13 protein-coding genes are annotated in these 13,479 nt (G+C 74.6%); 3 read left to right on the plus strand and 10 right to left on the minus strand.

The window, feature by feature from the left end:
- Positions 1–8: 8 nt before the first annotated feature.
- Complete coding sequence (locus ACI79U_RS12995) at positions 9–1,283, minus strand: NAD(P)/FAD-dependent oxidoreductase (RefSeq protein ID WP_457068746.1); 1,275 nt, start codon at positions 1,281–1,283, stop codon at positions 9–11.
- Positions 1,284–1,402: 119 nt separating this feature from the next.
- Here ACI79U_RS12995 and ACI79U_RS13000 point away from each other — a divergent pair, with 119 nt between their 5' ends.
- Positions 1,403–3,112, plus strand: coding sequence for a protein kinase domain-containing protein (locus ACI79U_RS13000; RefSeq protein WP_457068744.1), 1,710 nt, complete (start codon positions 1,403–1,405; stop codon positions 3,110–3,112).
- A gap of 5 nt (positions 3,113–3,117) precedes the next feature.
- Here the strand turns inward: ACI79U_RS13000 and ACI79U_RS13005 are convergent, their stop codons facing one another.
- The 3 genes from ACI79U_RS13005 to lpdA all read right to left on the minus strand — a co-directional run bounded on the left by ACI79U_RS13005 (position 3,118) and on the right by lpdA (position 7,398).
- Positions 3,118–4,023, minus strand: a complete 906-nt coding sequence (locus ACI79U_RS13005) for a TIGR01777 family oxidoreductase (RefSeq protein ID WP_457068742.1) — start codon at positions 4,021–4,023, stop codon at positions 3,118–3,120.
- Between the two features lie 84 nt (positions 4,024–4,107).
- On the minus strand, positions 4,108–5,940 hold the full coding sequence (sucB, locus tag ACI79U_RS13010) for a 2-oxoglutarate dehydrogenase, E2 component, dihydrolipoamide succinyltransferase (RefSeq protein WP_457068740.1): 1,833 nt from the start codon (positions 5,938–5,940) through the stop codon (positions 4,108–4,110).
- A gap of 78 nt (positions 5,941–6,018) precedes the next feature.
- The gene (gene lpdA / locus ACI79U_RS13015; protein WP_457068738.1) at positions 6,019–7,398 is read right to left on the minus strand and encodes a dihydrolipoyl dehydrogenase; all 1,380 of its coding nucleotides are present in this window, start codon (positions 7,396–7,398) and stop codon (positions 6,019–6,021) included.
- A gap of 158 nt (positions 7,399–7,556) precedes the next feature.
- On the opposite strand from lpdA, the gene ACI79U_RS13020 reads away from it, so the two are divergent.
- Positions 7,557–7,925 (plus strand): oxidoreductase, encoded by a 369-nt coding sequence (locus ACI79U_RS13020; protein WP_457068736.1) that lies wholly within the window; start codon positions 7,557–7,559, stop codon positions 7,923–7,925.
- A gap of 57 nt (positions 7,926–7,982) precedes the next feature.
- Here ACI79U_RS13020 and ACI79U_RS13025 read toward each other — a convergent pair whose 3' ends face one another.
- The 5 genes from ACI79U_RS13025 to ACI79U_RS13045 form a co-directional block, all read right to left on the minus strand.
- Positions 7,983–9,500 (minus strand): leucyl aminopeptidase, encoded by a 1,518-nt coding sequence (locus tag ACI79U_RS13025; protein ID WP_457068734.1) that lies wholly within the window; start codon positions 9,498–9,500, stop codon positions 7,983–7,985.
- A gap of 93 nt (positions 9,501–9,593) precedes the next feature.
- On the minus strand, positions 9,594–10,748 hold the full coding sequence (locus ACI79U_RS13030) for a YihY/virulence factor BrkB family protein (protein ID WP_457068732.1): 1,155 nt from the start codon (positions 10,746–10,748) through the stop codon (positions 9,594–9,596).
- Between the two features lie 44 nt (positions 10,749–10,792).
- A complete protein-coding gene (locus ACI79U_RS13035; protein ID WP_457068730.1) occupies positions 10,793–11,065 on the minus strand; it encodes a DUF4235 domain-containing protein in 273 nt (90 codons plus the stop codon).
- Positions 11,062–11,607, minus strand: coding sequence for a DUF3618 domain-containing protein (locus ACI79U_RS13040; protein WP_457068728.1), 546 nt, complete (start codon positions 11,605–11,607; stop codon positions 11,062–11,064). The genes ACI79U_RS13035 and ACI79U_RS13040 overlap by 4 nt, the downstream gene beginning before the upstream one ends.
- On the minus strand, positions 11,604–12,047 hold the full coding sequence (locus ACI79U_RS13045) for a phage holin family protein (protein WP_457068726.1): 444 nt from the start codon (positions 12,045–12,047) through the stop codon (positions 11,604–11,606). Before ACI79U_RS13045 ends, ACI79U_RS13040 begins: the two co-directional genes overlap by 4 nt.
- A gap of 146 nt (positions 12,048–12,193) precedes the next feature.
- Here ACI79U_RS13045 and ACI79U_RS13050 point away from each other — a divergent pair, with 146 nt between their 5' ends.
- The gene (locus tag ACI79U_RS13050; RefSeq protein ID WP_457068724.1) at positions 12,194–12,406 is read left to right on the plus strand and encodes a hypothetical protein; all 213 of its coding nucleotides are present in this window, start codon (positions 12,194–12,196) and stop codon (positions 12,404–12,406) included.
- A 53-nt stretch (positions 12,407–12,459) separates the two neighbouring features.
- On the opposite strand, the gene ACI79U_RS13055 is transcribed toward ACI79U_RS13050, so the two are convergent.
- Positions 12,460–13,443, minus strand: a complete 984-nt coding sequence (locus ACI79U_RS13055; protein WP_457068722.1) for an aldo/keto reductase family protein — start codon at positions 13,441–13,443, stop codon at positions 12,460–12,462.
- Positions 13,444–13,479 lie beyond the last annotated feature (36 nt).

Consider the following 13,479-nt stretch of genomic DNA (forward strand, 5'->3'; position numbering starts at 1 on the left):
CCGGCAGCCTATGCCCGTTCCCGGGGCGCGGACCCGGGTGGCGGGTCGGGCGGGCCGCCGCGCAGCCGGGCGAGGACGGCGTGCGCGGTCCGTCGGCCGCTGGCCATCGCGCCCTGGATGGACGGGGTGTCCCGGTGGTCGCCGCAGACGAACAGACCACCACCGAGGTCGACCGGGCGGCGGTGCTGCAGCGGGGGAGTGGCCGCGGGCTGTGCCCCGGTGACCGTGACGGTGGTCAGGTGCGCGAGGTCGCTGGTGGACACCCCGTGCACGCGGGCGATCTCCTCCCGGACGTCGGCCTCCCGGGTGAGCGCCAGGGTCGAGCTGGCCACCAGGGCGCGCCCGTCGGGGCTGTAGGCGGGCTGGGCGTCGGAGACGACCGAGCTGTTCACCACCTGCCCGCCGGGCTCGCCGAGCACGATCAGCGGGTCGGCCCACGGTGAGTGGGGCAGCACGTGCAAGTGGGTGGTGACCTGCCGGGGTGCGGACGCGGCCAAGCCGGGGACGAGCCCGGCGGCGGTGTCCGGGTCGGTGGCGAGCACCACCGCGCGGGCATCCGTAGTGCCCTGCTCCGTGGTCACCGAGGTGCCGGTGACCACGGACACCCGCTGGCCCAGGTGCAGCTGCCCGGGATCCAGCCGCTCGGCGAGCTGCTCGCCGACCGCCTGCATGCCGGCCGCCGGTAGGCCGACCCGCCCGCGGACGAAGCTGCGCCAGACCAGGTCCAGGTAGCGGCTGGACGTGGTGAGCTCGTCCTCGAGCAGGACCCCGGCCAGGAAGGGCCGCAGGAACCGCTCCAGCGCCTGCTCGCCGATCCCGGCGGCGCGCAGCGACTCCTCGGCCGTGCGCTCCCGGCCGGCGAGCAGCCGCCGCACGGGCAGGTACCCCGCACGCGCCGAGAAGGCGCCGAGCGCCGCCAGCCGGACGGGGCCGCCGAGGGGTGCCCGCAGGGTGCCGGGCACGGTGCCCGGGTGCTGGCGCGGGTCGACGACCCGGTGCGCGCGGCCGTCCACGCGCACCACCGCGCCGGTCCAGAACCAGCCGAGGTCCAGCGCCGGCAGGTCCAGGTCGGCCGCGACCCGGGGGTAGCCGGTGTTGAGCACCTGGAAGCCCCGGTCGATGACGAAGCCGTCGACCCGGTCGGTGGTCAGCCGGCCACCGGGGTGGGCGCCGGCCTCGACGACCTGCACGTCGACGCCCGCGGCGGCCAGCCGGACGGCGGCGGAGAGCCCGGCGAGGCCGGCGCCGACGACCACGACCTCGGCGCCGGGGGGCAGTGACATGCCGCGAACCTAGGCGCTGACCGGGCCGGGCCGCCGCCCGGAGACGAGCACTGTGGACAGCGGCGGGGCCTGTGGACGACGGCAGCGCGTCCGGGCCGGACCCGCCTACGGTCCGACGCATGCCCGCACCCACCCCGCCGGTCCCGGCTCCCGTCGTGCCCGGCTACGTGCTGGAGGAGCTGCTCGGCCGAGGGGGCTCCGGCCAGGTGTGGCGGGCGCGCCCGCGGGACGGCGGCGCGCCGGTGGCGGTCAAGGTGCTGCTGCGCGGCGACCCGGAACGCCAGGAGCGGGAGGCCCGCCTGCTCGCCGAGCTGGACCACCCCCACCTGGTGCGCCTGCACCGTGTGGTCCGCCGCGAGGTGCGTGGTGGGCCCGCCGAGGTGAGCCTCGTCCTGGAGCTGCTGGCCGGTGGCAGTCTGGCCGCGCTGCTGGCCCGCCGCGGCCGCCTCTGCCCGGGGGAGGTGGTGACCACGGTGGCACCGGTCGCCGCAGCGCTCGCCCAGGCGCACGAACGCGGGGTGGTGCACGGTGACCTGTCGCCGGGCAACGTCCTGTTCACGGCCGAGGGCCGGCCGGTGCTCACCGACTTGGGCACCGCCAGGTTGGTGGGCGACACGGCCCGCGCGGAGGTCACCCCGCCCTACGTCGACCCGGTCGTGGCGCGGGGTGGTGCGCCGGGTCCGGCCTCGGACGTGTTCGGCGTGGCGGCGGCGGCCTTCCACGCGCTCACCGGCATCGCCCCGTGGAACGCGGCCGACCCGGCCGAGACCCTCGCGGTGGCGGCGGCGGGGGAGGTGCCCGACCTGGCGCTGCTGGCACCCGAGGCGCCGGCGGAGCTGGTGCGCGTGGTGCTGCGCGGGCTGTCCGCGGATCCGCACGTGCGCGGCACGGCGGCGGCGTTCGCGCTGGACCTGCGGCACGCCTGCCGCCCCGAGCCGGTCCGGCTACCGGTGGCCGGGGTGCCCGACCACGAGCTCGGAGCCACCGGGCAGGGGCCGCGTACCGAGCTGACCCACCAGGTGCCCGGCCGTCGGGAGCGCGCGGCCCACGCCGCACCGGTGCCCGAGGGGGCGCCGGCCCGCCTCCGCCGCGCGGTGTCGGGGCTCTCCCGCGTGGTGCACCGGGGGCCGGACCGGCTGCCGGGCCCCGAGCGACGGTGGCCGGGGCTGCGGCGCCTGCTGGTGCCGGTGGTCGTCCTGGCCACCGTGGCGGTGGGGGTGAGCGGCGCGGCCTGGGTGGGCACCCACTGGGGAGCGGCGGTGCCGGTCCCGGTGCCGGCGGCCGATGGCGCCGAGGTGCCCTCGGGACCGGCGGACCGGCCCGCCGACCCGGCCCCGAGTGTCCCGACCGGGAGCGGCGCGGTGCCGAGCGTGCCCCCGGCGAGCCCACCGAACGCGCCGACCGAGAGCGACCGGGCGGCCACCTCCGCGGTGCCCGCCGACCCGGGGGAGTGGCAGGCCCTGCTCAGCGGCCTCTACCAGCGGCGGGCGGCGGCCTTCGCGACGGCGGATCCGGCCGCGGTGGCCGACGTCCACGTCCCCGGCAGCGCGCTGTCCCGGCGGGACCTGGCCCAGGTCGAGGCGCTCATGGCGGCCGGACAGGTGCTCGCCGGCTTCGCCCCGCAGGTGGGCGAGGTCCGGGCGGTGACGGTCGAGGAGGAGGGGCGCGCCGTGCTCGAGGTCGTCGACACCCTGCCCGGCTACCGGGTGGCCGAGGCCGGTGGCGGGTTGGTGCGGGAGGTCCCGCCGCGGGGTGAGGCCCGGGTGCGCCTGGTGCTGGAGCTGACCGCAGCGGGCTGGCGGATCGCCGACGCCGAGCGGCTGACGTGACCCGGTCAGTCCTCGGCGAGTGCAGCCGCCAGCGCGGCGTCGACGTCGGTGTGGGCGTGCCGGAACCCCGCGGCCTGCAGGACCGCCGGCACGGCTCGCTGGCCGGCGAGCACCCCCACCTCGGCGAACTCGCCGAGCACCAGGTGCAGGGCCGGCGCGGGCACCGGCAGCACAGCAGGCCGGTGGACGGCGCGGCCCAGTGCGGCGGTGAACTCGGCGTTGGTGACCGGCGCCGGCCCGGTGAGGTTGACCGGTCCCGAGACGTCGGTGGTGAGCAGGAAGCGGATCGCGTCGACCTCGTCGCGCAGGCTGATCCACGGCTGGTACTGCCGCCCCGAACCGAGCCGCCCGCCCAGGCCGACCCGGAACAGCGGCAGCATCCGCCCGAGCAGGCCGCCACGGCCGAGCACCAGCCCGGTGCGCAGGGTGGCCACCCGGATGCCGGCATCGGCCGCCGGGGCGGTCGCCCCCTCCCACGCCACGCAGACCCGGGCGAGGAAGTCGGTGCCGGCCGGGGCCGACTCGTCGACGACCCGGTCGCCGGTGTCCCCATAGAAGCCCACCGCGGAGCCGGACAGCAGCACCCGCGGGCGGTCGGGGTCGGCCGCCGCGGCGTCGGCGAGCGCCTGGCTGACCGTGGTGGTGCTGTCCACCCGGCTGCGCAGCACCCGCTGCTTGTGCCCCTCGCTCCACCGTCGGTCGCCCACGCCGACGCCGGCCAGGTTGACCACCGCGTCGACGTCGGACAGCACCGTGGCGGCGATCTGCCGGTGGCCGGGGTCCCAGCGGTGCTCGTCAGCGGTCCGCGGGGTGCGGCGGACCAGCCGCAGCACCTCGTGGCCGTCCGCCTGCAGCGCGGGCACCAGGGCCGTGCCGATGAGCCCGGAGGAGCCGGTGACGGCGACCTTCATCGCGAGGTGCTCCCTGGTGGTGGGGTGGTGACCGGGCGGGACGACGAAGGGCCCCGGCGGCTGCCGGGGCCCTTCCTCGGGAGATCAGGCGAGACCGAGCTCGCCCTCGAACTGACCGGCTTCCAGCCGCTCCTTCATCGTGCTGAGGAAGCGGGCGGCGTCGGCGCCGTCGACGATCCGGTGGTCGTAGCTCAGCGCCAGGTAGACCATCGACCGGACCGCCACCACCTCGCCGAGCTCGGGGTCGGTGACGACCACCGGCCGCTTGACGACAGAGCCGACACCCAGGATCGCGACCTGCGGCTGGTTGATGATCGGGGTGTCGAACAGGGCGCCGCGGCTGCCGGTGTTGGTCAGCGTGAACGTGCCGCCGCCCAGCTCGTCGGGCGTGACCTTGTTGGTGCGGGTCCGCTCGGCCAGGTCGGCGATCTTGCGCGCGATGCCCGGGATGTTCAGGTCGCCGGCGCCGTGGATGACGGGCACGAGCAGCCCGCGCTCGGTGTCCACCGCGATGCCGAGGTTCTCGGCGTCGTGGTAGGTGACCGTGCCGGCCGCCATGTCCACCGAGGAGTTCACCACCGGGTGCACCTTGAGCGCCTCGACGGCGGCCTTGGCGAAGAACGGCAGGAACGACAGCTTCACGCCCTCGCGGGTGGCGAAGTCGCCCTTCACCCGGTCGCGAAGCCGGGCGATCTTGGTGATGTCCGCCTCGACCACGGTGGTCAGCTGCGCACTGACCTGCAGGGACTCGAGCATGCGCTTGGCGATGACCGTGCGCAGCCGGGACAGCTTCTCGGTGTGGCCGCGGAGGCTCTGGTCCGGGCTGGCCGCCGGCGACGGGGTCTGCGGAGCCGCGGGCGCCGATGCCGCGGGGGCGGGCTGCTTCGCCTTCTCGGCCGCCGTGAGCACGTCCTGCTTGCGGATCCGCCCGCCGACGCCGGTGCCCTCGACCGACCCGAGGTCGACGTTGTGCTCGGCCGCCAGCCGCCGCACCAGCGGCGTCACGTAGGCGCCGCCACCGGACGGGGCCGGAGCGTTGACGGGCTTGGAGGCCGGGGCCACCGCGTCGGCCGGCGAGGGCTGCGAGGTCGGCGACTTCGCCGGGAGGTCACCGCTGGAGCCGTAGTCGGCACCGGGCTGCTCCGAGGCGGGCGCGGCCTGCTGGGGCGCGGGCTGCTTCGCCGGCGGAGCGGACTCCTGCTCGGCGGCCGGCTGCTCGGCGGGCTGCTCGGGCTCGGGCTGGGGCTCCGGTTCGGCGGATGCGGCGCCGTCGGAGGAGCCGATCACCGCCAGCTCCGCGCCGACCTCGACCGTCTCGTCCTCGTTGACCGAGATCGACAGCAGCGTGCCCGAGACCGGCGCGGGGATCTCAGTGTCGACCTTGTCGGTGGAGACCTCCAGCAGCGGCTCGTCGGCGGTGACCTCCTCACCGACCGCCTTCAGCCAGCGGGTGACGGTGCCCTCGGTGACGCTCTCGCCCAGCGCGGGCATGGTCACCGGGGTGCCCTGCCCACCGCCAGAGCCGCCAGAGCCGCCGGAGGACTTCGCCGGAGCCGGCTCCGCCGGGGCCTCCTGCGCGGGGGCCTCCTGCGCGGGGGCCTCCTGCGCAGGCGCCTGCTCCGCAGGGGCATCCTGGGCCGGCGCTTCCTCGGCCGGAGTCTCCTGGGCGGGAGCGTCGCCGTCCCCACCGATCACCGCGAGCTCGGCGCCCACGTCGACCGTCTCGTCCTCACCGACCAGGATCTTGGTCAGCACGCCGGCGGCCGGCGAGGGGATCTCGGTGTCCACCTTGTCGGTGGACACCTCCAGGAGCGGCTCGTCGACCTCGACCTGCTCACCCTCCTGCTTCAGCCAGCGGGTGACCGTGCCCTCGGTGACGCTCTCGCCCAGGGCGGGCATGGTGACGGACGTCGGCATCGAAGGCAGGTCTCCTCAAGTCGTGTGGGGCAGTGCTGGCTGGAACGGGTCGTGCAGGTCGAACGGTGCGCGCAGCGGTCAGCTGTGCGAGTGCAGCGGCTTGCCGGCGAGGGCCAGGTGCGCCTCGCCCAGGGCCTCGCTCTGGGTCGGGTGCGGGTGGATCAGCTGGGCGACCTCGTCGGGCAGGGCCTCCCAGTTGTAGATCAGCTGCGCCTCGGCGATGAGCTCACCGACGCGGCTGCCGACCATGTGGACGCCGATGACGGGGCCGTCGGCGGCGCGGACGAGCTTGACCGCGCCGGCGGTCTTGAGGATCTGGCTGCGGCCGTTGCCGCCCAGGTCGTAGGTGAGCACCTCGACCTCGCCGTACTTCTCCTTGGCCTGGGCCTCGGTCAGGCCCACCGAGGCGACCTCGGGGTCGGAGTAGGTGACCCGCGGCACACCGGCGTAGTCGATCGGCACGACCGGGAGGCCGGCCAGCCGCTCGGCGACGAGGATGCCCTCGCCGAAGCCGACGTGGGCCAGCTGCAGGGTGGGGATCAGGTCGCCGACGGCGGAGACGGTGGGGAGGTTGGTCTGGCAGTACTCGTCGACGAGCACGTACCCGCGCTCCATCGCCAGGCCGGCCTCCTCGTAGCCGAGGCCCTGGCTGACCGGTCCGCGACCGACGGCCACCAGCACCAGCTCCGCCTCGAGCTCCTTGCCGTTCTCCAGGGTGACCTTCACGCCGTCGGCGGTGGTCTGCACGGTGGAGACGCGGTTGCCCAGCTCGAAACCGATCTTGCGACGGCGGAAGGCGCGCTCGAGCAGCTTGGACGAGGACTCGTCCTCCAGCGGCACGAGGTGCGGCAGGCCCTCGACGATCGTGACGTCGACACCGAAGGACTTCCAGGCGCTGGCGAACTCGCACCCGATGACGCCGCCGCCCAGGACGATCGCCGAGGTGGGCACCCGGTCGAGCCCCAGCGCGTGGTCGCTGGTGATGACCTTGGTGCCGTCGACCTCGATGCCCGGCAGCGAACGGGCGTACGAGCCGGTGGCCAGCAGGACGTGGCGGCCTTCGTAGGTCTCGCCGTTGACCTGGACCGCGGTGGGGGAGACCAGCCGGCCCTCGCCCTCGACGTAGGTGATCTTGCGGCTCTTGATCAGGCCCTGCAGGCCCTTGTAGAGCTTGCTGATGACGCCGTCCTTGTAGGCGTTCACGCCGTCCATGTCGATGCCGGCCAGCGAGGTCTTGACGCCGTACTGCTCGCCGTCGCGGGCCATGTCGGCGATCTCACCGCTGTGCAGCAGCGCCTTGGTGGGGATGCAGCCACGGTGCAGGCAGGTGCCGCCGACCTTGTCCTTCTCGATCAGCACGACGGACAGACCCAGTTCCGCGCCGCGCAGCGCAGCGGCGTAGCCACCGGAGCCACCACCGAGGATGACCAGGTCAGCGGGGGTGGTCGGTGCGCTCACAAGTGCTCCTCAGTGCTGAGTGGCCCGGTGCCTGACCCGGGCGCGGTGGTCCTGCGCCTGCACATCCTGCCACTCCGGGGAACGGCGCGTCCGCATGCTCCGTTGCAGTCGCCAGAGCGTTGCGGAGCAGACCGCGACCGTGGGCGACGGGAGTGGGGATGGGACTGTTCGACCGGCTGCGCGGACGGCGGGGGACAGGCGGTCCCCGCGGGGACCGCCGGGGCACGCTGGACCGGGCTTCAGCGTCCGGTGACCTCACCCATCTCGAGCAGTTCGTCGCCACCCGACGGGGCGTCGAGGGCTACGTCGAGCCGCGGACGGCGGTCACCGAGACGACCATCCTGCTCGTCGCCGCTGACGGGGAGTGGACCCGCCGGCGGATCGACGGCCCCGACGTGGCCCGCCGGCTCTCCCGCGACCTGGCCGTTCCCGTCTACGACGCGCAGGTCACCGGCTACCCCCAGCGGATGCGTGACTGGAGCGCCCGCCAGAAGTCGAAGGACCACCGTCCCCCCACCACTCGTTGACGCTCGCGGCGGGCCCCTGACGGTGGCCGTTCCAGGGGCCCGCTGCGGGCCACGCCGTCAGTTGCTCCCGGCGATCAGGTCCTCGATGGTGGCCAGCAGGGTGCGGACCGGCACCCCGGTGCCGCCCTTGGGCGTGTAGCCCCACGGCGCGCCGGTGTTGAGCGACGGGCCGGCGATGTCGATGTGCGCCCACGGCAGCCCGGCCGGGACGAACTCGGCCAGGAAGTGCCCGCCCACGAGCATGCCGCCCATCCGGTCGGCGTTGGCGTTGACCAGGTCGGCGACGGAGGAGTCCAGCCCGCGGCGCAGCTCCGGCGGCAGCGGCATCGCCCACATCGGCTCACCGGTGCGCGCGCTGGCGGCGACCACGGCGTCGCGCAGGTCGTCGCTGCCCATGACACCGGAGGTGCGGGTGCCCAGCGCGACCATCTGGGCGCCGGTCAGCGTCGAGGTCTCCAGCAGGTACGCGGGGGAGTCCTCGGCGGCTCGGCAGATCGCGTCGGCGAGGACCACCCGGCCCTCGGCGTCGGTGTTGGTGATCTCGGCCTTCGTGCCGTTGCGGAAGGTCACCACGTCGGCCGGGCGGTAGGCGGTGCCGCTGGGCAGGTTCTCCGCGATCGGCACGGTGGCGGTGACGTCGACCGGCAGCCCGAGCTCGGCGACGAGGCAGACGGTGGCGATCACGGCCGCGGCGCCGGCCATGTCGCTCTTCATGTCCTCCATCTTCGCGGCGGGCTTGATCGAGATGCCGCCGCTGTCGAAGGTGATGCCCTTACCGACCAGCGCCACGCTGGTGCGGGCCTTCTTGCCCTTGTAGACCAGGCGCAGCAACCGCGGGCCGCGGGCCGAGCCGCTGCCGACGGCGAGGATGCCGCCGTAGCCCCCGTCGGCCAGCGCCTTCTCGTCGAGCACCTCGACCGAGAGCCCGGCCTTCTTGCCGGCGGCCGCGCCCCGGGCGGCCAGCTCGGCCGGGTGCAGGTCGTTGGGCGGGGTGTTGACCAGGTCGCGGACCAGGGCGACCGCGTCGGCGACGGCCCGGGTCCGGGCCAGCGGGGCCTTCGCCGCGGCCGTGTCGGGGACCACCAGCTCGAACGAGGCCGGCGGGGTGGGCCGGTCGGCGGGCAGCCCGGACTTGTAGGCGGTGAACTCGTAGGCCCCCAGCAGCGAGCCCTCACCGACGGCGCGCAGGCGCTCGGCGTCCGGGGTGCCCCCCACGGCCGCCAGCAGGGTGATCACCGAACCGCGGCCGGTCAGGGCGCGGCTGGCGGCGCCGGCGGCGCGGCGCACGGCCTCGGGGGAGTACGTGCCGTCGGCCTGCGGGGCGCCGAGCCCGGCGACGGCGACCACCGGGAACGGGGCCTGCCCGAACGTCGGCAGCCTGGTCACCTCGTCCTCGGCACCGCGGGCGCCCAGGTCGGCCAGTGCGGACAGCAGCCGCCCGCCCAGCAGGCGGTCGACCGCCTCGGCGCCGGGGGTGGTCAGCAGGCCCGTGGGCCCCGCGCCGACGCCGACGACGACGGCGTCGGCGGTCAGCTTCTCGAGCGGGCGGTCAGTGGCGGAGATCGTCGGTGGCACGGGCCGATCCTAGGGAGGCCACCGTGACCGCACACCGGCGGCGCCGGGCGGGCCGGCGGCGACCCGGCCGTGGCGCGCCGGGACGGTCACCGGCTACTTCGACGGCACCGGCGGGTCGGGGACCTCGTCGGCGACGACGGCATCCCGCTCGCCCATCGGCACCGGGTCGCCCTCGGTGGTGTCCACCGTGGTCTGGTGCTCGGTCTCGGCGTTGATCTCCGCACCCAGCAGCACCAGGTAGCAGGTCAGGTACAGCCACAGCATCAGCACGATGACGCCGGCGATCGCCCCGTAGGTCTCGTCGTAGGAACCGAAGTTGTTGACGTAGAAGCTGAATCCGAGGCTCACCAGCGCCCAGACGACGGTCACCACGATCGACCCGAGGGTGACCCACTTGACCTGTGGGGCGTCGCGGTCCGGGGCGACCCGGTAGAGCACCGACAGCGATCCGATCATCACCCCGAGCAGCAGCACCCAGCGGGCCACCTGGGCCACCACGGTGCCGAACCCGCCCAGCGGGAGCGCATCCAGCACGACGGGCAGGACGGCCACCAGGGTGAAGGTGATCAGGACGAAGACGATCGCGCCCAGGGTGAGCAGCAGCGCCAGCGCCCGCAGCTTGAGGAAGTTGCGGGTCTCCACCTCGTCGTAGGCGATGTTGACCGCCTTGACCATGTTGTTGGTCCCGCCCGAGGAGCTCCACAGGGCACCGAGGATGGAGAGGATCAGGCTGATCGTGAGCGCTCCGCCGCTGCTCTCGACGATGTTCCTCAGCTGGTCGCCGATCAGGGTCGCCGCCTCGTCGGGCAGCTGCTCCGACAGCGACGCGATCTGCTGCTCCACCGTGTCGGCGTCGGCGACCAGGCCGTAGATGGAGACCGTGGCGATCAGGGTGGGGAAGATCGCCAGGAAGCCGAAGAACGCCACCCCGCCGGCGATGATGGGCATGTTGTCGGCGTTGTTCTCCGCCCAGGCCCGCTTGACCACCTGCAGCCAACCCCGCGCGGGGATCTGCAGCGGGGTCTCGGCGTGCACGCCGGGCATCTCCGCGGAGCTGGGCACGTCCGGTGCCGGACGTGCGGCCTCCCGCCGCTCGGTCGCCACCACCGTGGCCGACGACGCGCCGGTGGCGGGGTCGTCCTGGGCGCGTTCGGCCGCGGCCCGGGCGGCGGCGCGCCGCTCGGCCTTCTCCTGCACCCGCTGGCGGATGCGCTCGACCGAGCTCTCGCGGCGTCCGGCGTCGACCATCTGGGCGGTCCCCTCGTCTCGGGTGGTGGTCGTTCGGTGGTGGGTCAGTCGCCGGGCCAGTTGCCCGTGAGCTTGGTGAACCCCCGGGCGCCGGCCCGGTCGATCACGGCCTTGGTGGCGCCGAACAGGGCGCCCTGGATGGCGGCGGCCAGCACGACCTCGCGCATCCGGTACTCGCTCTGCAGTGCGCCGGGTGCGTCGTCCTCGTCGGCGACCCGCTTCCAGATCTGCTTGAACACCGCGCCCGAGACGGCGCCGGCCGCGAGGCCGCCCAGCAGGCCGATCGGGCGGTAGACGGCCTTGGGGCTGGGGGTCACCGGCGGCTCGTGGTCGCGGCCCGCTGCTTCGCAGCGGCGCGCCTGCGCTCGGCCGCGGCACGCCTGCGCTCCGCGGCGGCCTGCGCGGCCGCAGCACGCCGGTCCGCGGCCCGCTTGCGGGCCACCTTCCGCGCTGCTGCCCGCTCCGCGGCCGCCCGTCGCGCCGCGAGCTGGGCCACGGCCTGCCGCTTCTGGGCTTCCTTGGCCGCGGCGCGCTCGAGCCGGGTGGCCCGGCGCCTCCGTCGCCAGGCGAGCAGACCGACGACCGCGGTCAACGCCGCCGCCCCGCCGCCGATGACCGCCGGCGGGTTCTCCCGGTAGGTCTCGACCGCGGTGTCCTTCGTGCGGTTCGCGCTCTCCACCGCCGAGCTCCTGGCTCGGTCGGCGCGCTCCTTCGCCCGGCCCGGCACGTCGAGCCGGTGGCTCAGCTCGTCGACGGTCCGGCCGAGCTGCTCGCGGGTCTGCTCGATGTCCGCGCGGATGGCGTCGGGGTCGGTGGGCTGCGATCCGGCGCCCGGCCGGTCGTCGTCGGGTCCGGTCATCGGGACGCACTCTCCTTCATGGTGGCGACATCGGTCTTGACGCTGGAGATCGCCTCGGTGGGCACCGGCGGCGCGGCCTGCTGCACGTCCTTCTTGCCGATCAGGGCCAGGACGCCGGCGGTCCCGAAGAGCACGACGGCGACGATGAGCGCGGCCAGCCAGCCCGGGAGGGCGAGGGCCAGCGCCAGGACGGCGGCCGCGACGAGCACCTGCAGACCGAGGAAGGCGGCCAACCCCGCGCCGCCGAACAGGCCGGCGCCGAGGCCGAACTTCTTGGCCTTGGTGCCGACCTCGTTCTGGGCCAGGCGAATCTCGTCCCGGACCAGCCGGGTCAGCTGGTCGGAGAGCTGACCGATCAGCTGACCGGTGGAGGCGTTCTCGGTGGCCGGGGGCGGCGGCGCCACCCGGCTCGCGCCGGTGCCCGGGGCGGGCTGGCTCATGGGTCCTCCGCGGTGTGCAGCATGGATGGTGCTCCCACCCATGCCCATGCACTTACCGTGTAAACCAAGATCGTCGTCGACGTGGGGATCGCCTCCTGCGCCGGTTCGGGCTGCCGTCGGCCGCCCGGGCTCGCTAGCCTCCCGCCATGAGCTGGACCTGGCAGCTGGAAGACCCCTCGGGGGCGCCCGTCGATCCGGCGACGATCGGGGTGGAGGTGCCCGAGCACGACAACCAGGGGGACGCCGAGTCCTGGCTGGGGGAGACCTGGCGCGACCTGCTCGAGCGCGGCGTCGCGACGGTCACCCTGCTGGAGGACGGCGAGCGCGTCTACGGACCGATGGGCCTGGCGGCCACGTAATCACCACGTGGGTCACCAGGTAGGTCACCACGTGGGCCACCAGGCCCGGACCGTCAGCCCCGGGAGGTCTTGGCCGGGTCGCGCTCGACGACGTCGCCCAGGGCCTCGTCGATGCGGGTCATGACCTCGGCCGGCAGCCGGACGCCGGCGGCCTTCACGTTGTCGTGCACCTGCTCGGGACGGCTGGCCCCGATGATCGCCGCCCCGACGTTCGGGTTCTGCAGCACCCACGCGATCGCCAGCTGGGCCATGGTGAGGTCCAGCTCGTCGGCGATCGGCCGCAGCTGCTGCACCCGGGTCAGCACGTCGTCGGTCAGGTAGCTCTTCATCGACCCGCCCACGGTGGCGTGGCCGCCGCGGCTGTCGGCCGGCGGCTGCTGGCCGGGCAGGTACTTGCCGGTGAGCACGCCCTGCGCCAGCGGTGACCAGACGATCTGGGAGAGGCCCTCCTCCTCGCTGGTGGGCACCACCTCGGTCTCGATGACCCGCCACAGCATCGAGTACTGGGGCTGGTTGCTGATCAGCGGCACCTTGAGCTCGCGGGCGAGCTCGGCGGCGGCGGCGATCTCCTCGGCCCGCCACTCCGAGACCCCGAGGTAGAGCACCTTGCCCTGCCGCACCAGGTCGGCGAAGGCGGTCATCGTCTCCTCCAGCGGCACCGAGGAGTCGTACCGGTGGGCCTGGTAGAGGTCGACGTAGTCGGTCTGCAGCCGGCGCAGCGACGCGTGGCAGCTCTCGATGACGTGCTTGCGGGACAGCCCGCGGTCGTTGGCGCCGGGGCCGGTGGGCCAGTAGACCTTGGTGAAGACCTCCAGACCCTCCCGGCGCTGGCCGGCCAACGCCCGGCCGAGGACCGACTCGGCCTTCGTCCCGGCGTAGACGTCGGCGGTGTCGAACGTGGTGATCCCGGCGTCGAGGGCCGCGTGCACGCAGGCGTGCGCGGCGTCCTCCTCGACCTGGCTGCCGTGGGTCAGCCAGTTGCCGTAGGCGATCTCGGAGATGGTCAGGCCGGAGCGGCCGAGGCGTCTGAATTCCACGCCGCGGACGCTAGTCGTGAGCCCCGCTGACGATCT

It is taken from the genome of Modestobacter sp. SYSU DS0904, from assembly GCF_054051115.1.

Bases quoted from the DNA above. Each gene is read 5' to 3' on its own strand.
- ACI79U_RS13020 (WP_457068736.1), top strand. From the start codon at position 7,557: ATGGGACTGTTCGACCGGCTGCGCGGACGGCGGGGGACAGGCGGTCCC.
- sucB (WP_457068740.1), bottom strand. From the start codon at position 5,940: ATGCCGACGTCCGTCACCATGCCCGCCCTGGGCGAGAGCGTCACCGAG.
- ACI79U_RS13005 (WP_457068742.1), bottom strand. From the start codon at position 4,023: ATGAAGGTCGCCGTCACCGGCTCCTCCGGGCTCATCGGCACGGCCCTG.
- ACI79U_RS13000 (WP_457068744.1), top strand. From the start codon at position 1,403: ATGCCCGCACCCACCCCGCCGGTCCCGGCTCCCGTCGTGCCCGGCTAC.
- ACI79U_RS13040 (WP_457068728.1), bottom strand. From the start codon at position 11,607: ATGACCGGACCCGACGACGACCGGCCGGGCGCCGGATCGCAGCCCACC.
- ACI79U_RS13050 (WP_457068724.1), top strand. From the start codon at position 12,194: ATGAGCTGGACCTGGCAGCTGGAAGACCCCTCGGGGGCGCCCGTCGAT.
- ACI79U_RS13030 (WP_457068732.1), bottom strand. From the start codon at position 10,748: ATGGTCGACGCCGGACGCCGCGAGAGCTCGGTCGAGCGCATCCGCCAG.
- ACI79U_RS12995 (WP_457068746.1), bottom strand. From the start codon at position 1,283: ATGTCACTGCCCCCCGGCGCCGAGGTCGTGGTCGTCGGCGCCGGCCTC.
- ACI79U_RS13045 (WP_457068726.1), bottom strand. From the start codon at position 12,047: ATGAGCCAGCCCGCCCCGGGCACCGGCGCGAGCCGGGTGGCGCCGCCG.